This window comes from Massilia cavernae (assembly GCF_003590855.1).
GTDB lineage: Bacteria > Pseudomonadota > Gammaproteobacteria > Burkholderiales > Burkholderiaceae_D > Telluria_A > Telluria_A cavernae.
The window spans coordinates 1-23,859 of record NZ_QYUP01000072.1; the positions used below are offsets into that span (position 1 = coordinate 1).

Annotated in this window: 19 protein-coding genes and 3 pseudogenes; 13 read left to right on the plus strand and 9 right to left on the minus strand. The window is 62.7% G+C overall.

Translation table 11 applies throughout. From position 1 onward, the window contains the following. From D3872_RS07160 to D3872_RS07170, 3 genes and pseudogenes are all read right to left on the minus strand, one after another. Positions 1 to 751 (minus strand): enoyl-CoA hydratase/isomerase family protein (locus D3872_RS07160; RefSeq protein WP_147373825.1); only part of this gene is annotated, 751 nt, incomplete at its 3' end. Between the two features lie 200 nt (positions 752 to 951). After that, a pseudogene (locus tag D3872_RS07165) lies at positions 952 to 1,311 on the minus strand (AMP-binding enzyme); the annotation flags it as partial. A 266-nt stretch (positions 1,312 to 1,577) separates the two neighbouring features. Next, positions 1,578 to 2,111: pseudogene (locus tag D3872_RS07170) on the minus strand (AMP-binding protein); the annotation flags it as partial. Between the two features lie 208 nt (positions 2,112 to 2,319). On the opposite strand from D3872_RS07170, the gene D3872_RS07175 reads away from it, so the two are divergent. The 6 genes from D3872_RS07175 to D3872_RS07200 all read left to right on the plus strand — a co-directional run bounded on the left by D3872_RS07175 (position 2,320) and on the right by D3872_RS07200 (position 6,856). Beyond that, a complete protein-coding gene (locus D3872_RS07175) occupies positions 2,320 to 3,798 on the plus strand; it encodes a protein adenylyltransferase SelO (RefSeq protein WP_119810137.1) in 1,479 nt (492 codons plus the stop codon). Positions 3,799 to 3,805: 7 nt separating this feature from the next. Then, complete coding sequence (gene msrB / locus D3872_RS07180) at positions 3,806 to 4,207, plus strand: peptide-methionine (R)-S-oxide reductase MsrB (protein ID WP_119810138.1); 402 nt, start codon at positions 3,806 to 3,808, stop codon at positions 4,205 to 4,207. Between the two features lie 3 nt (positions 4,208 to 4,210). After that, positions 4,211 to 4,843 carry a septation protein A gene (locus D3872_RS07185; protein WP_119810139.1) on the plus strand — a complete coding sequence of 211 codons (633 nt, stop codon included), beginning with the start codon at positions 4,211 to 4,213 and terminating at the stop codon, positions 4,841 to 4,843. Then, positions 4,840 to 5,118 carry a BolA family protein gene (locus D3872_RS07190; protein WP_119810140.1) on the plus strand — a complete coding sequence of 93 codons (279 nt, stop codon included), beginning with the start codon at positions 4,840 to 4,842 and terminating at the stop codon, positions 5,116 to 5,118. Before D3872_RS07185 ends, D3872_RS07190 begins: the two co-directional genes overlap by 4 nt. Before the next feature lie 110 nt (positions 5,119 to 5,228). Then, positions 5,229 to 6,005 (plus strand): peptidylprolyl isomerase, encoded by a 777-nt coding sequence (locus D3872_RS07195; protein WP_119810141.1) that lies wholly within the window; start codon positions 5,229 to 5,231, stop codon positions 6,003 to 6,005. 77 nt (positions 6,006 to 6,082) lie between these two features. Then, positions 6,083 to 6,856, plus strand: a complete 774-nt coding sequence (locus tag D3872_RS07200) for a peptidylprolyl isomerase (RefSeq protein WP_119810142.1) — start codon at positions 6,083 to 6,085, stop codon at positions 6,854 to 6,856. Between the two features lie 63 nt (positions 6,857 to 6,919). Here D3872_RS07200 and D3872_RS27425 read toward each other — a convergent pair. After that, positions 6,920 to 7,006, minus strand: a pseudogene (locus D3872_RS27425) (IS3 family transposase); the annotation flags it as partial. Between the two features lie 302 nt (positions 7,007 to 7,308). Here D3872_RS27425 and D3872_RS07205 point away from each other — a divergent pair. Together D3872_RS07205 and D3872_RS07210 are read left to right on the plus strand one after the other, a co-directional pair. Continuing rightward, positions 7,309 to 7,599, plus strand: coding sequence for a CopG family ribbon-helix-helix protein (locus D3872_RS07205; protein WP_182915716.1), 291 nt, complete (start codon positions 7,309 to 7,311; stop codon positions 7,597 to 7,599). Continuing rightward, on the plus strand, positions 7,587 to 7,877 hold the full coding sequence (locus D3872_RS07210; RefSeq protein WP_119810143.1) for a type II toxin-antitoxin system RelE/ParE family toxin: 291 nt from the start codon (positions 7,587 to 7,589) through the stop codon (positions 7,875 to 7,877). The genes D3872_RS07205 and D3872_RS07210 overlap by 13 nt, the downstream gene beginning before the upstream one ends. A gap of 445 nt (positions 7,878 to 8,322) precedes the next feature. On the opposite strand, the gene D3872_RS07215 is transcribed toward D3872_RS07210, so the two are convergent. Further along, positions 8,323 to 8,757, minus strand: a complete 435-nt coding sequence (locus tag D3872_RS07215) for a nuclear transport factor 2-like protein (RefSeq protein WP_147373826.1) — start codon at positions 8,755 to 8,757, stop codon at positions 8,323 to 8,325. 725 nt (positions 8,758 to 9,482) lie between these two features. Then, the gene (purL, locus tag D3872_RS07220; protein WP_119810145.1) at positions 9,483 to 13,556 is read right to left on the minus strand and encodes a phosphoribosylformylglycinamidine synthase; all 4,074 of its coding nucleotides are present in this window, start codon (positions 13,554 to 13,556) and stop codon (positions 9,483 to 9,485) included. 269 nt (positions 13,557 to 13,825) lie between these two features. Between purL and D3872_RS07225 the strand changes: the two genes are divergently transcribed. Further along, a complete protein-coding gene (locus D3872_RS07225) occupies positions 13,826 to 15,457 on the plus strand; it encodes a tetratricopeptide repeat-containing response regulator (protein WP_119810146.1) in 1,632 nt (543 codons plus the stop codon). After that, positions 15,454 to 15,735, plus strand: a complete 282-nt coding sequence (locus tag D3872_RS07230) for a hypothetical protein (RefSeq protein WP_119810147.1) — start codon at positions 15,454 to 15,456, stop codon at positions 15,733 to 15,735. Before D3872_RS07225 ends, D3872_RS07230 begins: the two co-directional genes overlap by 4 nt. Positions 15,736 to 15,753: 18 nt before the next feature. Here the strand turns inward: D3872_RS07230 and D3872_RS07235 are convergent, their stop codons facing one another. Both D3872_RS07235 and D3872_RS07240 read right to left on the minus strand, forming a co-directional pair. Beyond that, positions 15,754 to 16,245 carry a GNAT family N-acetyltransferase gene (locus tag D3872_RS07235; protein ID WP_119810148.1) on the minus strand — a complete coding sequence of 164 codons (492 nt, stop codon included), beginning with the start codon at positions 16,243 to 16,245 and terminating at the stop codon, positions 15,754 to 15,756. After that, positions 16,242 to 19,847: a hydantoinase B/oxoprolinase family protein gene (locus D3872_RS07240; protein WP_119810149.1), complete on the minus strand. Its 3,606-nt coding sequence runs from the start codon at positions 19,845 to 19,847 to the stop codon at positions 16,242 to 16,244. The genes D3872_RS07235 and D3872_RS07240 overlap by 4 nt, the downstream gene beginning before the upstream one ends. A gap of 103 nt (positions 19,848 to 19,950) precedes the next feature. On the opposite strand from D3872_RS07240, the gene D3872_RS07245 reads away from it, so the two are divergent. Continuing rightward, positions 19,951 to 21,483 (plus strand): NAD(P)H-hydrate dehydratase, encoded by a 1,533-nt coding sequence (locus tag D3872_RS07245; RefSeq protein WP_119810150.1) that lies wholly within the window; start codon positions 19,951 to 19,953, stop codon positions 21,481 to 21,483. On the opposite strand, the gene D3872_RS07250 is transcribed toward D3872_RS07245, so the two are convergent. After that, complete coding sequence (locus D3872_RS07250) at positions 21,455 to 22,171, minus strand: ABC transporter ATP-binding protein (protein WP_119810151.1); 717 nt, start codon at positions 22,169 to 22,171, stop codon at positions 21,455 to 21,457. The genes D3872_RS07245 and D3872_RS07250 overlap by 29 nt on opposite strands. On the opposite strand from D3872_RS07250, the gene D3872_RS07255 reads away from it, so the two are divergent. Both D3872_RS07255 and mnmH read left to right on the plus strand, forming a co-directional pair. Next, positions 22,170 to 22,796 carry an arylesterase gene (locus D3872_RS07255; protein WP_119810152.1) on the plus strand — a complete coding sequence of 209 codons (627 nt, stop codon included), beginning with the start codon at positions 22,170 to 22,172 and terminating at the stop codon, positions 22,794 to 22,796. The two genes, D3872_RS07250 and D3872_RS07255, sit on opposite strands and share 2 nt — an antisense overlap. After that, a complete protein-coding gene (mnmH, locus tag D3872_RS07260; RefSeq protein ID WP_119810153.1) occupies positions 22,793 to 23,854 on the plus strand; it encodes a tRNA 2-selenouridine(34) synthase MnmH in 1,062 nt (353 codons plus the stop codon). Before D3872_RS07255 ends, mnmH begins: the two co-directional genes overlap by 4 nt. Positions 23,855 to 23,859: the final 5 nt, after the last annotated feature.

Consider the following 23,859-nt stretch of genomic DNA (forward strand, 5'->3'; position numbering starts at 1 on the left):
TCAGGCCGTCCTCGAACTTCTTGGTGACGGAGGCGGCGACGGTCTCCACGCATTCCAGCGGCGCCGGGAATGGGCCGGACATGGCCTTGACGGTATTGCGGCTGAATTGCAGGAAGGCTTCGTGGTTCGGGTAATCGACCTTGCGGTCGCGCACGCGCGGCAGCGGGCGGATGTCGGCGACCTTGTTGGCGAAGGCGACTGCCGATGCGACTAGGTCCGCATCGGCTGCGAACACCTCGTCGAAGATTGCCGTCTGTGCCAGCTTCTCGGACAGTACCGGAGTGCCGGAGACGATCATGTTCAGGGCCATTTCGAGGCCAAGCACGCGCGGCAGGCGCTGGGTGCCGCCGGCGCCTGGCAGGATGCCGAGTTTTACCTCGGGCAGCGCGATCTGCGCGCCGGGCATCGCCACGCGGTAATTGCAGCCGAGGGCCAGTTCCAGGCCGCCACCCATGCAGACGCTGTGGATTGCGGCGACGACCGGCTTGGTCGAGCCCTCGGCAACGTTGATCAGGGTGTGCAAGGTCGGCTCGGTGAGCGCCTTGGGCGAGTTGAATTCCTTGATGTCGGCGCCGCCCGAGAAGGCCTTTCCGGCGCCGGTGATCACGATGGCCTTGACCGCGTCGTCGGCAAGCGCCTTCCGGATGCCGTCGACAGCCGCGGTGCGGGTCGCAAGGCCCAGTCCATTGACCGGCGGGTTGTTCAATGTGATGACGGCTACGCTGCCATTGACCTGGTATTCGGCGCTCATTTGTCTCTTCCTTTGTTGGTTGGATCTGCGAGTCATCAACTATACCCCAACAATAGTACGGTCGTATTATTTTTTGATGGATGGGTAACGGAAAGCGGCGGATGCGCGCTATGCGCTTAGCCGCCGTACGTCCATGTGACAGGTAGGGCGGATAAGCGCGGAGCGCGCATCCGCCATTGTGTGCCGCCCGGAGCCGCCAATCAAACCGTCGGCAGCTTGTACTCCCTGAACTGCTCGCGCAGCTTGTTCTTCTGGATCTTGCCGGTCGCTCCCATCGGCAGCGCCTCGATGAAGGCCACGTCGTCCGGCATCCAGAACTTCGCAATCTTACCCTCGAAATAAGCGAGCAGCTCCTCGCGCGTCACCTCATGTCCCGGACGTTTGACCACCAGCAGCAAAGGCCGTTCATCCCACCTCGGATGCGCGATGCCGATGCACGCGGCCTGCGCCACCGCCGGGTGCGACATGGCGATGTTTTCCAGGTCGATGGTGCCGATCCACTCGCCGCCCGGCTTGATCACGTCCTTGCTGCGGTCCGTTGTCTGCATGTAGCCGGGCGCGTAGCGCACGCAGCCGTCCAAGTGAAAAAATGTTTTGAACTTCTGTGTTGGTCCACGGTCAAATTCCATAAGTGCTTCAGTATGCGATTACGCGCCGGAGCACGATTTACTAGTACCGCTTTTTCCAATCCGCAGTCGCCTTAGGCGAGGTCGAGAGATATCCTGCGGATTGAATAAGAAGCTGGGCTCGATTCAGTCCGGCTTCCGTCTGGGGCATCAGACGCCAGCAGTGGGAATCCCCTTCCGTTCATGAAGGGGAGGATGTCAAAGTCGTCCGAGGTGCTGGCGATCAGGTCTTCGTAGCACAGCAGGCTGGCGATTTTCGTTTCCGCCGGCATATGCGCGCGGTCGGACATCAGCACGAAGGCCTTGACCGTCTTGCAGTGCGCGGCTACCGCCTCGATCAGCGGCAGGAAGGTCAGGTCGAAGAACAGGTACTGGTCTGCGGCGTGGTTGGCGATGTAGGCAATCTACTCGGGATGCAGGCGCGGGTTGATCGTATGGAGCACGGCGCCCGAGCCGGACACGGCGTAATACAGCTCCATGTGGCGGTAACCGTTCCACGCCAGCGTGGCTACGCGGTCGCCCATCTGCACGCCAAGGCCCTTGAGCACATTGGCCATCTGGCGCGAGCGGGTGTGCAGGTCGCGGTAGGTGTAGCGGTGGAGGTCGCCTTCGACGCGACGGGAAACGATTTCCGAGTTTCCAAAGTGTTTGGCGGCGTATTCGATAATGCTGGAAATCAAGAGCGGCTGGTTCATCATCTGCCCCATCACGGGGCTCGCTGAGTACGACCTCATTGAGTCTCCTAATGTAAGTGCGCGGCATCGGGGAGGGATGAGTTTCGTACGATCGTGCTAAAAGCGTCAACGCATTTCGGTTGTGCATTGCATCATCCATGCCAGCGGCATGAATGTCGTGCTCCGCAGGCTCGATTCGATTACGCCACGCCGGGCGAATACAATCTGCTGCGTACGGTAAAATTCCAATATTGCCAAGGCTAACGACATAACTGGAACCGCCATCAACCCCGACGACCTGCCCTTCGAGAATTCATTCGCCGAACTGCCGCCCGCGTTTTACACGCGCCTGATGCCGACTCCGCTGCCCTCGCCCTATTTTGTAGCCGCAAGCGACAAGGCGGCGGCGCTGGTCGGACTCAAGGCCGCCGAGCTGGCGACCGACGATTTCGTTGCCGTCTTCACCGGCAACTCGGTGCCGCCGCGTGCCAAGCCTTTGTCGGCGGTATATTCCGGCCACCAGTTCGGCGTGTGGGCCGGACAGCTGGGCGACGGCCGCGCGATCCTGCTAGGTGAGCTGAAAGGCATGGCGGGGCCGATGGAACTGCAGCTCAAGGGTTCGGGCATGACGCCTTACTCGCGCATGGGCGACGGCCGCGCCGTGCTGCGTTCTTCGATCCGCGAATTCCTGTGCTCGGAGGCGCTGGCGGCGCTGGGCGTGCCGACCACGCGCGCACTGATGGTCACCGGTTCCGACAAGGGCGTGATCCGCGAAACGGTGGAAACCGCCGCCGTCGTTACGCGCATGTCGCCCAGTTTCGTGCGTTTCGGCTCCTTCGAGCACTGGTTCTACCGCGACAAGCCGGACGAACTGCGCACGCTGGCCGATTACGTCATCAACACCTTCTACCCCGAGCTGACCGCCGAAGAAAATCCGTACAAGGCCTTGCTTGCCGAGGTGACGCGCCGCACCGCGCGCCTGATGGCGCACTGGCAGGCGGTCGGCTTCATGCACGGCGTAATGAATACCGACAACATGTCGATCCTGGGCCTGACCCTCGACTACGGTCCGTTCGGCTTCATGGAAGCCTTCAATTCAGGACACATCTGCAACCACACCGACCAGCAAGGGCGCTATTCCTACGCCAACCAGCCGCAGGTGGGCCACTGGAACTGCTATGCGCTGGGCCAGGCGCTGTTGCCGCTGATCGGCTCGGTGGAAGACACCGAAGATGCGCTCGACGCTTACCGCCCGGAGTTCGCGGCGCGCTTGGACGACCTGCTGCATGCCAAGCTGGGCCTGGCGACCACGCTGGAAAGCGACCGCGAGCTGTTCGACGCCATGTTCAAGCTGATGCAGGACAGCCACGTCGACTTCACCCTGTTCTTCCGCCAACTGGGCAACCTGCGGATCGAAGACACGGGTAACGACAGCGTCATCCGCGACCTGTTCATCGACCGCACCGCCTTCGACGCGTGGGCGGTGGAGTACCGCCAGCGCCTGCGCCTTGAAAGCAGGGGCGACTGCGAACGCAAGGCGGCGATGGACCTCACCAATCCCAAGTTCGTCCTGCGCAACTACCTGGCCCAGATCGCCATTGAGAAGGCGCAGAACAAGGACTTCTCCGAGGTGGCCCGCCTGCTGGCGGTGCTGGAAAGGCCGTTCGACGAGCAACCCGGCAACGAACAATACGCAGCCTTGCCGCCCGACTGGGCAAGCCATCTCGAAGTCAGCTGCTCATCCTGAGGAAGACATGGAAAACAAAGTCACGAAGACCGACGCTGAATGGCGCGCAATGCTGGACCCGATGGAATACCAGGTCACCCGCCACGCCGCAACCGAACGCGCCTTCACGGGCAAGTTCTGGGACCACCACGAGCGCGGCACCTACACCTGCGTCTGCTGTAATACCCCGTTGTTCGAATCGGACGCCAAGTTCGATTCCGGCTGCGGCTGGCCAAGCTACTTCAAGGCGCTCGATCCGGCCAATGTGATTGAAAAGGTCGACCGCAGCCATGGTATGCTGCGCACCGAAATCATTTGCGCGGTCTGCGACGCCCACCTGGGACATGTGTTCCCGGACGGCCCGCCGCCGACCGGCTTGCGCTATTGCATCAACTCGGCCTCGCTCCGTTTCGCCCCCCTTAAAGACTAAGACATGAAATTCCTGTTCGACTTTTTCCCGATCCTGCTGTTCTTCGGCGTCTTCAAGCTTGGCGAGCGCAACAAGGAGGGGGCGCACAGCATCGCCTCCGAGTATCTGTCGGGATTCATTTCCGGCGGCGCCATCACGCCCGAGCAGGCGCCAATCATGCTGGCGACCGTGGTGGTGATCTTCGCCACGCTGGCCCAGATCGCCTGGGTCAAGCTGCGCGGCCGCAAGGTCGACGGCATGCTGTGGTTGTCGTTCGGCATTATCACCATCTTCGGCGGCGCCACGATCTACTTCCACGACGAGAACTTCATCAAGTGGAAACCGACCATCCTGTACTGGGTGCTGGCGTTCGCCCTGTTCGTGGCCCAGTTCGGCTTCCGCAAGAACCTGATGCGGCAGGCCATGGAGCAGACCATCAAGCTGCCCGACACGGTCTGGACCAAGGTCAGCCTGTCGTGGATGGCCTTCTTCTTCGTGATCGGGCTGATCAACCTGCTGGCCGCCTTCGTCGTATTCAAGGCCGACACCAGCGCCTGGGTCAGCTTCAAGCTGTTCGGCCTGACGGGCATCTTCTTTGCCTTCGTCGTGGCCCAGACCCTGTACCTGTCCAAGTATATTGAAGAAGAGAAAGCATGATCGACACCGCAACCCGTCCCGAGCGCATCCGCGCCATGCTGGCAGAGGCGCTGGCGCCCACCGTGCTCGAGCTCGCCGATGAATCGGCGCTGCATGCCGGCCATGCCGGCGCGACCTCCGGCGGCGGCCATTACCGCCTGAAAATCGTCTCCGAAAAGTTCGAGGGCCTCAGGCTCGTCATGCGCCATCGACTGGTGTATGATGCCGTGCACACAATGATGCACTCTGAAATCCATGCTCTTGCGATCACCGCTTTGGCCCCGTCCGAGCTGTAACAAGAAATTTCTTTTCAGGAAGTCTTAAGAAATCTGTTCGACAATCGAAACGCTCAGTAAAATAATTAAACTAGTTTTATCCGAGTAACTTTCCCCAACAGGAACTAATAATGACTTTCAAGCCAGCCCGTCTGCTGACCGCTCTTATCGCCGTAGTTGCAATGCCTGCGTTCGCGCAAAATATCGCTGTTGTGAATGGCAAGGCTATTCCTTCGTCCCTCGCTGAAGCAGCGGTCAAGCAGGTCGTCGCCCAGGGCCAGGAAAAGGATTCCCCGCAGCTGCGCGAAATGATCAAGAAAGACCTGATCACGCGCGAAGTCATGATGCAGGAAGCAGTCAAGCGCGGCTTCGCCAAGGACGCCAACGTCAAGGCCCAGCTGGAAGAAGTTCGCCAGCGCCTGGTGGTCAACGCCATGGCGCGCGAGTATATCGCCAAGAACCCGATTGCGGAAGCCGAGATCAAGGCTGAGTACGACCGCTTCAAGGCCTTCGCCGAAAAGGAATATCACTTGCGCCACATCCTGGTCGACAGCGAAGCCGACGCCAAGGCAGTCATCGCCAAGCTCAAGGGCGGCGCCAAGTTCGAAGAACTGGCCAAGACCTCGAAGGATGCCGGCACCGCTGCCAAGGGCGGCGACCTGGACTGGGTGAACCCGATGTCGTTCCCGAAAGTGCTGATCGACACGCTGGCCGGCATGAAGAAAGGCGAAGTCGCCGAAAACCCGGTGCAGACCCAGGACGGTTTCCACGTTGTGAAGCTGGACGACACCCGTGCCGCCAAGCTGCCGACCTACGAAGAACTGAAGCCTGAACTCCAGCAGAGCCTGGTGCAGAAGAAGCTGCTGGCCTATCAGGACGCGGTCCTCAAGAAGGCCAAGGTGCAATAATCGTTTGCCGCGGGCGCTGGAGCGCGCCCGCCGACAAATTCGAATACTGAAGTTTTGAAATTTATAGGACCTGAACGATGATGTTGAAGCCAGCCCGCCTGTTGTTAGTGTTGATCGCCATGGCGTCGGCCCCTGCCTTCGCGCAGAATGTCGCCACCGTCAACGGCAAACCAATCCCTGCAGCCAAGGTCGACCAGATCGTCAAGCAAGTTGTAGCACAGGGCAAGGAAACCGATTCCCCGCAACTGCGCGATGCAATCAAGAAGGACCTGATCGCACGTGAAGTGATGATCCAGGAAGCCGACAAACAAGGTTTCGGCACCCGTGCCGAAGTCAAGCAGGCACTGGAAAACGCGCGCCAGAGCATCATCATCAATGCGATGCTGGCCGACTACGTCAAGAAGAACCCGGTCAAGGATGCTGAGGTCAAGGCTGAGTACGACAAGTACAAGGCGCAGATGGGCGACAAGCAGTACCACACCCGCCACATCCTGGTCGCGACCGAAGACGAAGCGAAGGCGATCATCACCAAGCTCAAGGGCGGCACCAAGTTCGACGAGCTGGCCAAGCAGTCGAAGGACACCGAATCCGGCGCCCGCGGCGGCGATATCGGCTGGCAGAGCCCAGGCGCCCTGGCGCCTGAGTACGCGAAGGCGATGGCAGCACTGCAAAAGGGTGCGATCACCGATACCCCCGTCAAGACGCAATTCGGCTTTCACGTGATCAAGCTGGAAGACAGCCGCCCGATCCCGTCGTTCGACGAAGCGAAGCGCCAGTTCAGCGAGCAGATGCAGCAACGTAAGCTGTTCACGTTCCGTGAAGAGCTGATGAAGAAGGCGAAAATCCAGTAACCTGGATCACGCAAACGCACAAGCGCTCCTTGTGAACTGACCCCGTAAAGTTGGACGGTTAGTTTAATGAGTGGCCAAGGGCTGGGTACTGTATTGCACAGGACTCAGCCCTTTTAGTTTAATCTTGATGCGATCGTGTTTGTAATAGTGGTTGCACTTTCAACATTTATCCATTGGTTCAAGGTTGAACACGCCGACCGTGTTCGACAGCGCTTGCGGATGGGCACCGGCGGGGTCCATAGGTACAATATCAATCTTGCTACAAACTACAGTTGGGCGGAGTCATGTCACGCACTGGATCGGACTAATGATAGGAAAATCGACGCGCGCGATTCACTAACAGCGCGCCGCGCTGTAAGTTCGTACTCTGCCGATCCGAATCCGACGATACGCGCTTGCCGTTGCAAAGTATGATAAGGTACTACCTATCACTAACCGACAGGAGAAGCACCATGACTGCCACCATTGCCCGCCCCATGTCGGTCAAGCTGGATCCGGACACTCGCGCCCGCCTAGATCACTTGGCGGAGTCCCGCCGCAGAACCCCACACTGGATGCTGCGCGAGGCCGTCGCGCAGTACGTCGAGCGCGAGGAAAAGCGTGAAGCCTTCCGGCAAGATACGCTCAAGGCGTGGGAGGAGTATCGGACCACTGGGCTGCATGTCACGGCTGGCGAGGCCGACGCGTGGCTGGCGCAGCTCGCAGAAGGCAACGACATCGAGCCGCCTGAATGCCACGTCTGATCTGGTCGCCGCTCGCGTTGCGCGACGTGCAGCATTTCTATCGCTTCCTGGCGGGCAAGAATCCTGGCGCCGCAAAGCGTGCCGTTCAAGCCGTCCGGCAAGGGGTGAAGGTGCTGGAGCATCAGCCGCAGATTGGCCGCCCCATTGAGGACATGGCGGAGGTGTACCGGGAATGGCAGGTCGACTTTGGCGACAGCGGATATGTGGTGCGCTACCGCGTTGCGCCAGATGCCGTGACCATCTTGGCAGTGCGTCACCAGAAGGAAGCCGGGGACTGACGGAAGGAATTTTCGGCGGTTCCAGCTTACAGCCCCAATTCGCGCAAACCAGGCGCACGATTCTGGGCCACCGAGCGCGGGACCTAGGAGTCTGCACGAAAGAACGATACCGCACAACTTTTTGACGATTTCAGGGGTGCCTTACCCCTCCCGATGTCTAGATTGTTGATCCTGGTACGATCCGAGAGGTCGAAAATTTTCGCGTTTGGCTTCCGCCGAGAGAATCAAAAGGTGAGCCGTGAGAGCGGCATAATTCAGGGAGTTTTTAGTCTGGCGAGCGCGGCCGATGGACGCCAGCGATTGCCCTGACGCTGTTGCCGCGGTCGGGCTTCGACCCAAAATGTGATACCGACACGATTTTTTCTCATCAGGTGGATGTGCTGCGTTTCCTTGTGTACGGCCCAGCAGCCCGCCCTGCCGCCAAGCAGTAACCTTGAAGGCAACCTTACTTCCAGTACTCGGTAATCTTTGAAATTTTGTCTCCCTTGAACTCGAACACAGTGAGGTGGACTTTTCCCGACTTGACCTCCAGGCGTTCCACGGCGGCTGCATTCAGCCCCGTCAAAATATTCAAGACCTTATAGCGCCCTTGCGTTTGCTGAAAGCGTCCGGCGTTCAAGTTCTTTACCGAATTCTTATACAAGTGCTCACGGGTATATAGCCCACCATAAACTTCGTGGACATACACAAAATCATCCGCATACATAGAGAACAGTGCGTCGATGTCGCTCTCCTTGGAACCGCTCAACATCATACGATTTGAAGCTTCATTCGCCGCTGACACCAAGGACTTGATCCTTTCTGCGGGCAATTCGGCGACTTCACCACTGAAGCATGCATTTGACAGTAGAAACCCCATCATCGCAAAGACAAATTTCATCCCCCCCCTCGAGCTCAGATTAAAAAACAACGATAAACGAATTTCTGGTCCCCTGGCGTATCAGCAGCGACAAGTCGATTCACTCGCGCCCCTTCCACTTTCACTTGAGGCACGGTCGGCTTTGCAAGCAGCCAAAGCCTCGTCCGGCAGTCGCAGTGCCCGATCATCTGCATGCTCAGAACTTACCAATAATGACGGCGGCAAGCAAATCGCTGTGGCCAGGTGAGCTCTATCACGCGCTGCTCGGCGCCGTCGGCCAGGCCGAATTCGGTGTGATTCACTCTTGCTTTGGAAATTGCTCCGGCAATCCTACTTGATATTAAGAGCGCTGGATATCCGAAACCAGGTCAGTTTCGCGATGGGTATAGTTATTTCGATAATAGTCAGCGACAGAGGAAAGTTGGCGATTGGTCGATTTGCGTATAACCGGCTGGAGCATTGAACACACCTCGCTACAGGAAAAACTGAATAGCGCAGGCTCATGCGTTCCCAGCCCAATCCACGCAGCGACATCGTGAAGTGGTCAGAGGCTCGCATTGGGCGGCAAGGCTTGCCGAAGCTCGCTGTAATTGGACATGAAAAAACCCCAGAAGTTGGTGTCCAACTTTTGGGGTTTGGTTCACTGGGAGCGCTTTTTTATCGGAGCATCGTAAGGCGGATATCCGATGAACTGGCTGAATTCGTAGGCGGATAAGGCCGGAGGCCACATCCGCCGAACTGTCAACTTACCCCACCCACTTGCGCGCATTGCGGTACATGCGCATCCACGGCGAATCCGCGCCCCACGACTCCGGATGCCACGACTGCAGCACCGAACGGAATACACGTTCCGCGTGCGGCATCATCACCGTGAAGCGGCCATCGTCCGTGGTCACCGCGGTCAAACCTTCCTGCGAACCGTTCGGGTTGTACGGATACACATCGGTCGCCTCGCCACGGTTGTCGACGTAGCGCAGCGCCTTGGCCACCCGGCTGAAATCGCCGGTCTGGCTGAAGTCCGCGAAGCCCTCGCCGTGCGCCACCGCGATCGGGGTGCGCGTACCGGCCATCCCGCTGAAGAACATCGACGGCGAGTCCAGCACTTCCACCATCGCGAAACGCGCCTCGAACTGCTCGGACTTGTTGCGCGTGAACTTCGGCCATGCCTGCGCACCCGGAATCATCGACTTCAGGTTGCTCATCATCTGGCAGCCATTGCACACGCCCAGGCCGAAGCTGTCGGGACGCCCGAAGAACTTCGCAAACTGGTCCGCCAGCTTTTCGTTGAACAGGATGGTCTTGGCCCAGCCTTCGCCCGCGCCCAGTACGTCGCCGTACGAGAAGCCGCCGACGGCGATGATGCCCTGGAAATCGTCCAGCTTGACGCGGCCGGCAATCAGGTCGCTCATGTGGACGTCGACCGCGGTGAAGCCCGCCTGGTGCATCACGTACGCCGTCTCGATATGCGAGTTGACGCCCTGCTCGCGCAGGATCGCCACGCGCGGACGCAGGCCGGTTGCCAGGAACTGCGCTGCCACATTCTCCTGCGGGTCGAAGGTCAGGTGCGGGGTGATGCCAGGGTCGGTTTCGTCCAGAATACGGTCGTATTCCTGGTCGGTGCAAGCCGGGTTGTCGCGCAGGCGCGCGATGCGCCAGCTGGTTTCGCTCCACAGGCGGTGCAGCGCGCTGCGCTGCTGCGAGTAGATGGTCTTGGCGTCGCGCGTGAATTCGATCACGCCGCGGTCATTCGGCTTGCCGATGATATGGCTGCATGCACCTAGGCCGTGCTCGCGCAGGATGTTCATGACCGCGGTACGCTCGTCGGCCCGCACCTGGATCACGCCGCCCAGCTCTTCGTTGAACAGAGCGCGCAGGGTCAGTTCGTTGCGGCGCTCGGCCACCTGCCCTGCCCAGTTCTTGGCGTCGCCCCAATCGGCCGCGTGCTCGCCTTCGAGCGCGAGGATGTCGAGGTTGATCGTCAGGCCGGTGCGGCCGGCGAACGCCATTTCGCACAGCGTGGCGAACAGGCCGCCGTCGGAACGGTCGTGATAGGCCAGCAGCATGCCGTCGGCGTTGAGCGTCTGGATCGCATTGAAGAAGCCTTTCAGGTCTTCCGGATTATCGACGTCAGGCGCGTCGTTGCCCAGCTGACCCGTCACCTGCGACAGCGCCGAGGCGCCCAGGCGGTTCTTGCCGCGGCCGAGGTCGACCAGGATCATCGCGGTGTCGCCGGCGTCCGACTTGATTTGCGGCGTCAGCACCTTGCGGATGTCGTAGACCGGTGCGAACGACGAGACGATCAGCGACACAGGCGAGGTGACAGCCTTGGCAGTGCCGAGGCTGTCAGCGTTCTGGCTGTCAGTGCCCTCGTCGCGCCAGGTGGTGCGCATCGACAGCGAATCCTTGCCGACCGGGATGCTGATGCCCAGCGCCGGGCACAGCTCCATGCCGACCGCCTTGACGGTGTCGAACAGCGCAGCGTCCTGGCCGGGCTGGCCGCAGGCCGCCATCCAGTTGGCCGACAGCTTGATGTCCGAGATATCCTTGATCGGTGCGGCGGCGATGTTGGTGACGGCTTCGCCGACCGCCATGCGGCCCGACGCGGCGGCATTGATGACCGCAAGCGGGGTGCGCTCGCCCATCGCCATCGCTTCGCCCAGGTAGCCTTCGAAGCTCATCGCGGTGACGGCGCAATCGGCCACCGGCACCTGCCACGGGCCGACCATCTGGTCGCGCACGGTGGTGGCGCCGACAGTACGGTCGCCGATGGTGATCAGGAAGGACTTGTCGCCAACCGTCGGCAGCAGCAGCACGCGCTCGGCGGCGTCGGCCAGGTCAAGCCCGGTCAGGTCTACCGGCGGGAATTCATTGTCCACGTGCTGCACGTCGCGCAGCATCTTCGGCGGTTTGCCGAGCAGGACGTCCATTGGCATGTCGACCGGTGAATTGCCCATCGCCGGGTCGATCACCTTCAGCTGGCGTTCTTCGGTGGCCACACCAACCGCTGCGAACGGGCAGCGCTCGCGTTCGCACATGGCGGCGAACAGCGCCAGGTTGTCCGGCGCGATCGCCAGCACGTAGCGTTCCTGCGATTCGTTACTCCAGATTTCCTTCGGCGCCATGCCGCTTTCTTCCAGCGGCACCTTGCGCAGGTCGAAGATAGCGCCGCGGCCCGCATCGTTGGTGATTTCCGGGAAAGCGTTCGACAGGCCGCCCGCACCCACGTCGTGGATCGAGATGATCGGGTTGTCCGCGCCCATCTGCCAGCATGCGTTGATGACTTCCTGGGCACGGCGTTCCATTTCCGGATTGCCGCGCTGGACCGAGTCGAAGTCGAGGTCGGCGGTGTTGGTGCCGGTGGCCATCGACGACGCGGCGCTGCCGCCCATGCCGATGCGCATGCCAGGGCCGCCCAGCTGGATCAGCAGGCTGCCGACCGGGATGTCGTTCTTGTGGGTGTGCGCGGCAGAGATGTTGCCGATACCGCCAGCGATCATGATCGGCTTGTGGTAGCCGTACACGGTGTCCGCCGCGCCGCCGTTCAGGCGGCCGACGTTCTGCTCGTAGGTGCGGAAGTAGCCGCCCAGGACCGGACGTCCGAATTCGTTGCTGAACGCGGCGCCGCCGATCGGGCCGTCGATCATGATCTGCAGCGGCGACGCGATGCGTTCCGGCTTGCCGTAGACGCCCGCTTCCGCGCGCTGCGCGAACGGCGCGGTGACGCTGCCCGCGTTTTCCCACGCGCGCTCGGCGCCGGGGATCATCAGGTTCGATACGGTGAAGCCGGTCAGGCCCGCCTTCGGCTTGGCGCCGCGGCCGGTCGCGCCTTCATCGCGGATCTCGCCGCCGGCGCCGGTGGAGGCGCCAGGGAAAGGCGAAATCGCGGTCGGGTGGTTGTGCGTCTCGACCTTCATCAGGATGTGGGTCAGCTCAGTCGATGGCGCGTATTCGTGGCTGTCGCCGCGCGGGTAGAAGCGCGTGACGGTGCCGCCTTCGATGATGGACGAGTTGTCGCTGTAGGCGACCACGGTGCCGCGCGGGTTCAGCTGGTGCGTGTTCTTGATCATCTTGAACAGCGACAGGTCCTGCTTGACGCCGTCGACGATCCAGTCGGCGTTGAAGATCTTGTGGCGGCAATGCTCGCTGTTCGCTTGTGCGAACATCATCAGTTCGACGTCGGTCGGGTTGCGCTTGGCCTTGGTGAAGGCGTCATGCAGGTAGTCGATTTCGTCGTCGGACATGGCCAGGCCGAGTTCGACGTTGGCCCTTTCCAGTGCGGCCTTGCCGTCGCCCAGCACGTCGACCGATTCCAGAGGACGCGCTACCAGCTCGCTGAACAGGTTGGACGCGTCGCCGGCGTTACGCAGCACGCTTTCGGTCATGCGGTCGTGCAGCAGCGCTGCGACGGCGGCGGTTTCCTCGTCGTTCAGCTTTTTGGCGGCGCCCAGGCTGCTGCCCAGGATGCCCGGCTTCAGGTACACCGTGTAGGCGATGCCGCGCTCGATGCGGTGGATGTGGCTCATGCCGCAGTTGTGCGCGATGTCGGTGGCCTTCGACGCCCATGGCGAAATGGTGCCCAGGCGCGGGATCACGAAGAACTCTTCGCTCGCGCCCTCCTGCCCTGCCGCCGCCGGCTCGCCGTAGGTGAGCATGGCGGTGAGCCGCTCGGTGTCCTGTGCGCTGAGCGGCGCGCTGGTATCGATGAAGTGGTAGAACCTCGCCGTGACGGCAGTGATCGCTGGCGCGACTGTTTGAAGCTGGGTCAGGAGGCGTTGGTTACGGAAGACGGACAGGGCATTGGAACCCGGCAGAATCAACATGTTTGGGCGATGGTTGATGCAGCGTGGCTGCGGGTTAAAGGTAGAGTAGACACTGGTACGCGAAGCGGAATTCCTTTAGGCCGCTATTATACCGCGTCGCACCATCCACGGACACCCTCCCCTCGGGCGCGCGCGGCGCAACAGATTCACTGCCGGGCTGCAATCGTTGTTGCCGAGAACATAAACAAAAGGTATCGTTCGGGTTGTAAGGACGGCCATACGAGCGGTTCCAATGAGACGAGACCTCCACAAGAGGCGAGAGTGACACGATGCAAGACAATAGCAACCTGAGCGTACTGGTGATCGACCCGAATCCGGGTATGCGGGGCAGCCTGCAGAACATGCTGAGCCAATTGAACATCAGCAAGGTCGAGTTCGCCGTCAGTTCGGGTACCGCGATCCGCCAACTCTCGCGCCGTTCGTACGACATCATCCTGTGCGAGTACGACCTCGACAGCGGCGGCGAGCATGGCCAGGACGGCCAGCAGCTGCTGGAAGACCTGCGCCACCACAAGCTGATCGGCATGTGGACCATTTTCATCATGCTCACCTCCGAAGGCGTGTACAACAAGGTGGTCAGCGCGGCCGAACTGGCGCCCACGGCCTATGTGCTGAAGCCCTTCACGGTCGATGTACTGAGCCAGCGCATCGGCCGCGCCATCGACCGCCGCACGATTTTCCTGCCGACCTACCAGCTGATCGGGCAAGGCAACACCCGCGAAGCGATCCGTTCGTGCATCGCCGGCGAGAACGCGCATCCGCGCCATGCCGCCGATTTCGTCCGCCTGCGCGCCGAGCTGCACCTCAGCCTGAACGAATATCCCGAGGCCGAACACTTGTACGCCGCCATGCTCGGCGCGAAGGCGGTCGGCTGGGCATCGCTTGGCCTGGCGCGCGCCGTGTTCGCGCAGGGCCGCATCGACGAGGCGGCGGCCATACTGACCGACCTGGTCGCGGCCAACCCGCGCCTGATGGCCGCCTACGACCTGCTGGCGCGCTGCCACGAAGCCAGCGGCACGCCGCAGCGCGCGCAGCAGGTGCTGGAAGAAGCGGTGTCGATTTCGCCGCATATGGTGCGCCGCCTGCGCAAGCTGGGTGAAGTCGCGTTCGAGGCAGGTGACGTGAACGCCGCCGAGAAGTCGTTCAAGCAGGTCGTGGCGAAGGCGAAGTACTCCGAATTCCGCGACCCGGAAGACCACGTCAACCTGGTCAAGACCCTGGTCAAGAAAGGCGACGCGACCCAGGCCAGCAGCGTAATCCGCGACCTCGAACGCTCGCTGCGCGGCAGCCCGAACGTCGACGTATGCAAGTCGATTTCAGTCGCGATGCTGCACGATGCCGCCGGCAACAACGCGGCGGCGATCAGCGAACTGAATAACGCCGTGGGTGCGGTGCGCGCCAGCAGCGGGCTGTCGAGCAAGCTGAAAATCACGCTGGCCAAGAGCTGCCTGGCGCACAAGCTCGATCACGAGGCGTCGGAGGTCATGCTGTCGGTGATGAACGACGTGAACAGCGACGTCTCGACGCAGCAGGCGATGGGCATCTTCGTCAAGGCTGGCCGGCCCGATCTCGCGGACGGCATGGGCGCGCAGCTCAAGGCGCAGGCGCAGATCCTGCTGGGCATCGCCAGCGAGAAGACCAACATGGGCGACCTGAAGGGCGCCGTGCATTCCCTGCTCGAAGCGATGCACATGGCGCCGGGGAACCTGCAGGTGATGATTGCGGTGGCGCGCGGCATACTGCGGCAGCTGGGCGAACTGGGTTGGGACCATGCGCTGGCCGAAACCTGCCAGGCGCAGATCGACGCCATCCACCGCTTCGATGCGTCCCATCCGCAGCTGGAACCGCTGGTCAACGAGTACAACGGCTTGAAGCGCAAATACGGTATCGCAACCACATGACGAACGAAGAAAAGACGCGCTCGTTGTTCAGGGCAGAAAAACGGAAGACGCCAAGGACCGTCATCGGCCTGCTGTTCGGCATGTGCATAGGCGCATTGATCGGGTGGCGGCTCGGTAATTCAGTAATTGGCATCAACGTGGGCATGGCGATCGGAGCGACGCTCGGGCTATGCTCCGACAAGGTGGTGCCGCGCCGATCGCGGATTGCCGTCGGGCTGTTCATGACCTCCGTTTTCTTGGTCGCAGCGTTCATGAAACTGCGACCGGTTTTCTCATGATGAAGCGAGAAATCACAGTCACGATGGTGCAGTCGCCCTCCACTCCATCTTTTGCACCGTGATGTGAGGATGGGTGGCAAGCGGTTCCCATTCCGGTAGAAACGAAAACCCCTGCTTGCGATAGAACGACGCGGCCCTTGCGTTCTCAGGCGACACGTCGAGCACGACGCGTTGGTGGCCTCTTAACACCGCACTATTCTTGACCGCATCGACAAGACCGGAGGCCGCATCGGTTCCACGGTATCCCGGCCTGACCCACATCGCGATCAGGTTCAGTTCCGACGCATCGCTCAATACATTGGCCACGATGCCGACCGCTGCTCCATCTGCGAAGGCCAGGAAGAATTCAGCCTTGCCGCGGTTCGCCGCGCGGCTGCGCCAGTCGCCCTCGCTGAACTCCAGGGCCGATGCGTGGCTTACGCCGAACGCCGTCGGCGCGTCGAGCAGCGACGCGAGGCGGATCTCCCTGAGCGCTTCCCAGTGGTCCTCGATGGTGGCGCGAATCATCATGCTTCACGCTCGCCATAACCGCCGCCGCCAGGCGTCTCGATCACGAACACGTCGCCTGCCTGCATATCGGTCTTGCCGATGTGGGCAAGGTGTTCGATACGTCCGTCCGCGCGTACCACCGTGTTGACGCCCTTCGCACCCTCGCCGCCACCGGCCATGCCGAACGGCGCGTGGATGCGGTTGTTGGACAGGATCGCCGCCGTCATCGGTTCGAGGAAGCGCACCTTGCGCACGCCGCCGTTACCGCCATGCCAGCGCCCTGCCCCGCCCGAGCCGTGGCGGATCTCGTAGCTCTCCAGCCGCACCGGGAAGCGGAACTCGAGGATCTCCGGGTCCGTCAGTCGCGAGTTGGTCATGTTGGTCTGAACCACGTCGGTGCCGTCGAAGCCTTCCCCAGCGCCGGAACCGCCCGAAATCGTTTCGTAGTACTGGTACCTGGCGTTCCCGAAGGTGAAGTTATTCATCGTGCCCTGCGACGCCGCCAGCACGCCCAGCGCGCCGTATAGCGCATTGGTGATGCAGGTCGAGGTCTCGACGTTGCCCGATACGACAGACGCCGGATAGTGCGGGTTGAGCATCGACCCGGGCGGAATGATCACGTGCAGCGGCTTCAGGCAGCCCGCGTTCAGCGGAATCTCGTCATCGACCAGCGTGCGGAACACGTACAGCACCGCCGCCATGCATACCGCGGATGGCGCATTGAAGTTGTTCTCGAGCTGGCCCGAGGTACCGGTGAAGTCAATGGTGGCGCTGCGGCTGGCGTGATCGACCTTGATCGCCACCTCGATCCGGGCGCCATTATCGAGCTGGCAGGTGTAGTCGCCGTCCTTGAGCGCGGTGATCACGCGGCGCACTGCTTCCTCGGCATTGTCCTGCACGTGGCCCATGTACGCCTGGACGACGTCGAGGCCGAAGTGCGCGACCATCTTGCGCAGTTCGTCCACGCCCTTCTGGTTGGCGGCTACCTGCGCGCGCAGGTCGGCCATGTTCTGGTCCGGATTGCGCGCAGGGTAGCGCGCGCCGGCCAGCAGGGCGCGCGTTTCGGCGTCGCGCAGCAGTCCGTTGGCGCCGTCAACCAGCTTGAAGTTGTTGATCAGGACGCCCTCCTGGTCGATGGTCACCGAATCCGGCGGCATCGAACCTGGCGTTGTTCCGCCGATGTCGGCGTGGTGGCCACGCGAACCCACGTAGAAGAGAATGTCCTTGCCGGCTTCGTCGAACACCGGCGAGATCACGGTCACGTCAGGCAGGTGGGTGCCGCCGTGGTAAGGGTCGTTCAGCATGAATACGTCGCCGGGCCGCATCTTGCCTGCATTCTCGCGCATGACAGTCTTGATGCTCTCGCCCATCGAGCCGAGGTGCACCGGCATATGCGGCGCGTTGGCGATCAGGTTGCCGTCGGCGTCGAACAGCGCACAGCTGAAGTCGAGGCGCTCCTTGATGTTGACCGAGTAGGCGGTGTTCTGCAGCCGCAGGCCCATCTGCTCCGCGATCGACATGAACAGGTTGTTGAAGATCTCGAGCATGACCGGATCGGCGGTGGTGCCGATAGCGCGGCGTTCGGGCAGCGCTTCGACGCGGGTCAGGACAAGGTGGTTTGCCGTCGTTACCTGCGCCTGCCAGCCCGGTTCGACGATGGTCGTCGAATTGTCCTCGGCGACGATGGCCGGGCCTTTGACAAGGTCGCCCGGACGCATGTCGGCGCGCTTGAACAGGCCAGTGTCATGCCATTTGTCGCCGCCGAACATGCGCACGGTCTCGCGCGGCACCAATGCCGTGCTGCGCACCGGCGCGTCGGCAAAGCTTTCGGCCGGGGCGTCGGATTTGCCGATCGCTTCGACGGAAACGGCTTCCACCACCAGCGCCTTGGCCGGCATCAGGAAAGAGAAGCGCTTCTTGTACGCGGTCTCGAACTGCGCCTTCATGCCGGCGTGGTCGCCAAACAGGACGATGATGGCCGAGTCCGTCCCTTCGTAGCGCAAGTGCACGCGGCGAACCAGCTCGATGCGCTCGGGCGCCACGCCTTGCGCTTCCAGTTCCTGGGTAACGGCCTGTCCCAATGCCGCAAGCCATGCGTCAAGCACGGTCTGCTCCATGTCGTCCAGCCGCTGTTCGACCGCAGCTTCGCGCATCGCGGTCTGGTCGGCGAGGCCCATGCCGTAGGCCGACATCACGCCCGCCAGTGTGTGGATAAAGACCGTCTTCATGCCCAATGCGTCGGCCACAAGGCAGGCGTGCTGGCCGCCCGCGCCGCCGAAGCTGGTCAGCGCGTACTCGGTCACGTCGTGACCACGCTGCACGGAGATCTGCTTGATGGCGTTGGCCATATTGCCGACCGCGATCTGGATGAAGCCTTCGGCAACCTGCTCCGGCAGCGGGGTGCTGCCCGTGGCGGCGCCGATGTCGCGCGCCATCGCTTCGAATGCTGTGCGTACGGCTTCCACGTCGAGCGCTTCGTTCGCTTCTCGCCCGAACACTTTGGGGAAGTGCTCCGGCTGGATTTTCCCGAGCATGACGTTACAGTCGGTGACCGCCAGCGGTCCGCCGCGGCGGTAGCTGGCCGGCCCCGGGTTCGCGCCCGCGCTGTCCGGTCCGACGCGGTAACGGCTGCCGTCGAAGTGAAGGATCGAACCGCCGCCGGCGGCCACCGTATGGATGCTCATCATCGGAGCGCGCATGCGCACGCCGGCCACCTGGGTCTCGAACACGCGTTCGAACTCGCCCGAGAAATGCGATACGTCGGTCGAGGTGCCGCCCATGTCGAAGCCGATCACGCGCTCGAATCCGGCCAGTTGGCTGGCGCGCACCATGCCGACGATGCCGCCAGCGGGGCCGGACAGGATGCTGTCCTTGCCCTGGAAGGCACGCGCGTCGGTCAGGCCGCCGTTGGATTGCATGAACTGCAGGTTCACATTCGGCATCTGTCCCGCCACCTGGTCGACATAACGGCGCAGGATGGGCGACAGGTAGGCGTCGACCACGGTCGTATCGCCGCGCGCGACCAGCTTCATCATCGGGCTGACTTCGTGCGACACCGAGACCTGGGTGAAGCCGATCCCGCGCGCGATGCGGGCTGTCGCCGCTTCATGAGCGGTAAAACGGTAGCCGTGCATGAACACGATGGCGAGCGAACGCAGGCCGCTGTCGAAGGCTGCCTGCAGGCCGGCGCGGGTGGACGCTTCGTCGAGCGCCGTCACCACCTCGCCGTGCGCGCCCATACGTTCGTCGACCTCGATCACGTGGCTGTACAAAAGCTCGGGCAGCACGATGTGGCGGTCGAACAGGCGCGGACGGTTCTGGTAGGCGATGCGCAGCGCGTCGCGGAAGCCGCGCGTGATGGCCAGCGCGGTGCGTTCGCCTTTGCGCTCCAGCAGCGCGTTGGTGGCCACCGTGGTGCCCATCTTGACGGCTTCGACCGACGCCACCGGGATCGAATCGCTCTCGGCCAGTCCGAGCAGGTGGCGGATGCCGGCCACGGCCGCGTCGCGGTACTGTTCCGGGTTCTCCGACAGCAGCTTGTGGGTCACGATGCGGCCGTCGGGCTGGCGCGCCACGATATCCGTGAATGTTCCGCCCCGGTCGATCCAGAATTGCCAATCCATGCGTATCCCCCGCTGTTCCGTTTGAGTGCATATTGTAGTGGCGGACGCGGAGTTTTATGGAAAAATAAAGGTTTGAACGGCGGCAACCAATTCGGAGGTATCAATGGGAGCACTCTTCAGTGTTGCGGAAATCCGCCAGGCCGAACAGGCAGCCGCGGCTTTCCTGCCGCAGGGCAGCCTGATGCAGCGGGCCGGACAGGCAGCCGCGCGCCTCGCCATCGAGTTGGTTGGCGCAACGGCAGGCAGCGCTTCGGTGCCGCCGCGGCCGGTGCTGGTGCTTGCCGGGCCCGGCAACAACGGCGGCGATGCGCTTGAGGTGGCCGCCAACCTGGCGCAGGCGGGCATCGACGTATCGATCATCCATATCGCCAGCGCCGCACCGTCCGCGCCGGAGACCGCTCAGGCGCTGGCACGCGCGCGCGCCGGCACCGCCAGTTTCGCCGATGCGATCCCGCCCGACGAAAAGTGGGCGCTGGTCGTCGACGGACTGTTCGGCATCGGACTGGCCCGCTCGATTGTCGGCGCGGCGCGCACCATCGTGGAGGAAGTCAATGCGATGGAATGCCCGGTGCTCGCGCTGGACGTGCCGAGCGGCCTCGATGCCGACACCGGCGCCGTCATCGGGCCGGACGGCATCGCCGTGGTGGCAAGCCACACGATCACCTTCATCGGCGACAAGCCGGGGCTGCACACCTTCACCGGCCGCGACCACGCGGGTCAGGTGGCGCTAGCGCGCCTTGGCGTGGACGACGCCTTGCTGCCCGCTGCCAGCGTGCACCTCAACGATCCGTCGCTGTTCGAATTCGCCTTCGTGCCGCGCGCGCATAGTTCGCACAAGGGCAGCTTCGGCGACGTGGCGGTGGTCGGCGGCGCGCATGGCATGTCCGGAGCGCCGATCCTTGCCGCGCGGGCGGCGCTGTATTCCGGTGCGGGCCGGGTCTTCGTCGCGGCCATCGACCAGGGGCCTGCTTACGATCCCGTACAGCCCGAACTGATGTTCCGCGACGCGGCGAGCCTGGGCACGGCCGGTACCACCATTGTCGCCGGCCCGGGCATGGGCGACTCGGCCAATGCGATCCGCATCCTCGCGAAAGCCCTCGATGGCGAAGAGCCGCTGGTGCTGGACGCCGATGCGCTGAACCTGGTCGCTGCCAGCCCCGACCTGCAAGTCCGGCTTGCGGCCCGCAGCGGCATCGCGCTGCTGACGCCGCATCCGCTGGAAGCGGCGCGCCTGCTTGGCGTGACGGCCGCGGTGGTACAGGGAGACCGGCTGGCTGCCGCACGCGAGATCGCAGCGCGCTACGATGCCTACGTGATCCTGAAGGGTTCGGGGACCATCATCGCCATGCCCGATGGCGAAGCGGCGATCAACCCGACCGGCAATCCGGGACTGGCCAGCGCGGGCACCGGCGACGTGCTGGCGGGGTTGTGCGGCAGCCTGCTGGCGCAGGGTTGGCCCGGGCGCGACGCGGCGCTGGCGGCGGTGTGGATGCACGGCGAAGCCGCGGACCGGCTGGTGGCGCAGGGCGCGGGGCCGATCGGGCTGACCGCGGGCGAGCTGCCCGCGGCGATCCGCAGTGTGCTGAACCGGATGGTGGAGCAGCGCCCTAGACGATGCGCCCTGCCGCAATCGTGATGGTGCGGCTGCAGCGTGCCGCGATCGATGGATCGTGCGTGACCAGTACCAAGGTCGATCCGCGCTCGCGGTTAAGTTCGAACATCAGCTGGATGACCGCTTCGCCGGTAGCGGCGTCAAGGCTACCGGTCGGTTCATCGGCAAACAGCAGCGGCGGTTCGGTGACGAAGGCGCGCGCCAGCGCGACGCGCTGCTGCTCGCCGCCCGACAGATACTTTGGATAATGCTTCAGGCGGCTCGACAACCCTACCCGGCCCAGCATCGCCGTGGCCTTGTCCCTGGCGTCGGCATCGCCGCGCAGCTCCATCGGCAGCATGACGTTTTCAAGCGCGCTCAGGTGCGCCAGCAGCTGGAACGACTGGAACACGAATCCCAGCTTGGCCTTGCGCAGCTGCGCGCGGCCATCCTCGTCGAGCGCGAAGATGTCGCTGCCGTCGAGCACCACCTTGCCGGTCGATGGCGTGTCGAGGCCCGCCAGCAGCCCAAGCAGGGTCGACTTGCCCGAGCCGGAGGCGCCGACAATGGCAAGCGTCTCGGCCGGTTGCACTGTAAAATCGACGTTGTGCAAAATGGTGAGCTCGCCGCTGGCGTCGGCCACCCGCTTCGATAAATTAACTACTTCAATCGCGGGCTGCGGCCTGGCCGCGCTGCTAACGTAACTCTTGATCGCTTCTGGAATGTCACGCATGCTTGTTATTCTCAAAAAATCGTGGATCTGCGGCCTGCTGCTTCTCGCCGCCTCTGCTAGTGCCTATTCTGCACCAAAAACAGTGCTCGTGCTCGGCGACAGCCTGTCCGCGGAGTACGGATTGAACCGGGGCAGCGGCTGGGTGGCGTTGCTCGAACAGAAACTGAAGAAGGAACGTATTGACGCGAACATCGTCAACGCCAGCATCAGCGGCGAGACCACCAGCGGCGGGCGCGCGCGCCTGCCGGCACTGCTCAAGCAGCACAAGCCGCACGTCGTGGTGATCGAGCTGGGCGCCAACGACGGCCTGCGCGGCCTGCCGGTGCCCGCCGCCGAGGACAACCTGCGCACGATGGTCTACATGGCGAAGAAGGCCGAGGCCTCGGTCCTTCTTGTGGGCATGCGCATGCCGCCCAATTACGGACGTGCATACACCGAGAGCTTCTTCAATATGTATGCCAGGCTGTCGGCGCAGGTCAAGGCGCCGCTGGTGCCGTTCATGCTGGAGGGCGTGTCCGACCAGAAGATGTTCCAGGCCGACCGCCTGCATCCGAGCGCCGATGCGCATCCCATCATCCTGGCCAACATCTGGCCGAAATTCCAGCAACTGGTTAAGGCGCGATGAAGTATCCGGCATTATTGAATTTCCGCGACGTCCTCCCGCAGCTCGACGAATTCGACTGCATCATCGACGCGCGCAGCGAGTCGGAGTACGCGCTCGACCACATCCCCGGCGCGATCAACTGCCCGGTGCTGAACGACGAAGAGCGCATCCGCGTCGGCACCATGTACAAGCAGGTCAACCCGTTCGAAGCGAAGAAGGTTGGCGCCGGGCTGGTGGCGAAGAACATCGCGCGCCATATCGAGGAAAAGTGGCTCGACAAGCCGCGCGAGTGGAAACCGCTGGTGTACTGCTGGCGCGGCGGCAACCGCAGCGGATCGATGGCGCACATCCTAGCCAAGATCGGCTGGCCGGTGGTGCAGCTAGATGGCGGCTACAAGGCCTATCGCGCGCATGTGAGCGAGGCGCTGTCCGAGCCGCCTGCGCATACGTTCAAGGTCATTTGCGGCACCACCGGCAGCGGCAAGAGCCGCCTGCTGGAGGTGATGGCCGGGATCGGCGCACAAGTGCTCGACCTGGAGCAGCTGGCGGCCCACCGCGGTTCGGTGCTGGGACACCTGCCAAGCCAGCCGCAGCCTTCGCAGAAGATGTTCGAGTCGATGGTATGGCACACGCTGCGCGGCTTCGATACCTCGCTGCCGGTGTTCGTCGAGTCCGAGAGCAAGAAGGTCGGCAACCTGCGCGTGCCCGATGCGGTGATGGCGAAGATGCGGCAGTCGCCGTGCGTGTCGCTGTCGCTGTCGCGCGAGAACCGCGTGCGGCTGTTGATGGAGGACTACGAGCACTTTACACAGAGCCCGGAGATGCTCAACGCGCAGCTCGACTGCCTGGTCAAGCTGCATGGGCGGGAGAAGATCGACAGCTGGCATGGGATGGCCAATTCGGGGCGGATGCCCGAGCTGGTGGCACAGCTGCTGGCGGAGCATTACGATCCGGCTTACCTCAAGTCGATCGACCGGAACTTCGTCCAGTTCGATAAGGCGGAAGTCGTGGAACTGGGCGATATTTCGAAGGACGATTTCCTGGCGGCGGCGCGGCGCTTGCATCCGCCGTCGGCGTAACGCAT

Excerpts from the sequence above, each read along its gene's own strand:
- D3872_RS07240 (WP_119810149.1), bottom strand. The coding sequence starts at position 19,847 with ATGGATTGGCAATTCTGGATCGACCGGGGCGGAACATTCACGGATATC.
- D3872_RS07215 (WP_147373826.1), bottom strand. The coding sequence starts at position 8,757 with ATGAAATTTGTCTTTGCGATGATGGGGTTTCTACTGTCAAATGCATGC.
- D3872_RS07200 (WP_119810142.1), top strand. The coding sequence starts at position 6,083 with ATGATGTTGAAGCCAGCCCGCCTGTTGTTAGTGTTGATCGCCATGGCG.
- D3872_RS07225 (WP_119810146.1), top strand. The coding sequence starts at position 13,826 with ATGCAAGACAATAGCAACCTGAGCGTACTGGTGATCGACCCGAATCCG.
- purL (WP_119810145.1), bottom strand. The coding sequence starts at position 13,556 with ATGTTGATTCTGCCGGGTTCCAATGCCCTGTCCGTCTTCCGTAACCAA.
- D3872_RS07210 (WP_119810143.1), top strand. The coding sequence starts at position 7,587 with ATGCCACGTCTGATCTGGTCGCCGCTCGCGTTGCGCGACGTGCAGCAT.
- D3872_RS07250 (WP_119810151.1), bottom strand. The coding sequence starts at position 22,171 with ATGCGTGACATTCCAGAAGCGATCAAGAGTTACGTTAGCAGCGCGGCC.
- msrB (WP_119810138.1), top strand. The coding sequence starts at position 3,806 with ATGGAAAACAAAGTCACGAAGACCGACGCTGAATGGCGCGCAATGCTG.
- D3872_RS07245 (WP_119810150.1), top strand. The coding sequence starts at position 19,951 with ATGGGAGCACTCTTCAGTGTTGCGGAAATCCGCCAGGCCGAACAGGCA.
- D3872_RS07190 (WP_119810140.1), top strand. The coding sequence starts at position 4,840 with ATGATCGACACCGCAACCCGTCCCGAGCGCATCCGCGCCATGCTGGCA.
- D3872_RS07255 (WP_119810152.1), top strand. The coding sequence starts at position 22,170 with ATGCTTGTTATTCTCAAAAAATCGTGGATCTGCGGCCTGCTGCTTCTC.
- mnmH (WP_119810153.1), top strand. The coding sequence starts at position 22,793 with ATGAAGTATCCGGCATTATTGAATTTCCGCGACGTCCTCCCGCAGCTC.
- D3872_RS07235 (WP_119810148.1), bottom strand. The coding sequence starts at position 16,245 with ATGATGATTCGCGCCACCATCGAGGACCACTGGGAAGCGCTCAGGGAG.
- D3872_RS07185 (WP_119810139.1), top strand. The coding sequence starts at position 4,211 with ATGAAATTCCTGTTCGACTTTTTCCCGATCCTGCTGTTCTTCGGCGTC.
- D3872_RS07195 (WP_119810141.1), top strand. The coding sequence starts at position 5,229 with ATGACTTTCAAGCCAGCCCGTCTGCTGACCGCTCTTATCGCCGTAGTT.
- D3872_RS07230 (WP_119810147.1), top strand. The coding sequence starts at position 15,454 with ATGACGAACGAAGAAAAGACGCGCTCGTTGTTCAGGGCAGAAAAACGG.
- D3872_RS07205 (WP_182915716.1), top strand. The coding sequence starts at position 7,309 with ATGACTGCCACCATTGCCCGCCCCATGTCGGTCAAGCTGGATCCGGAC.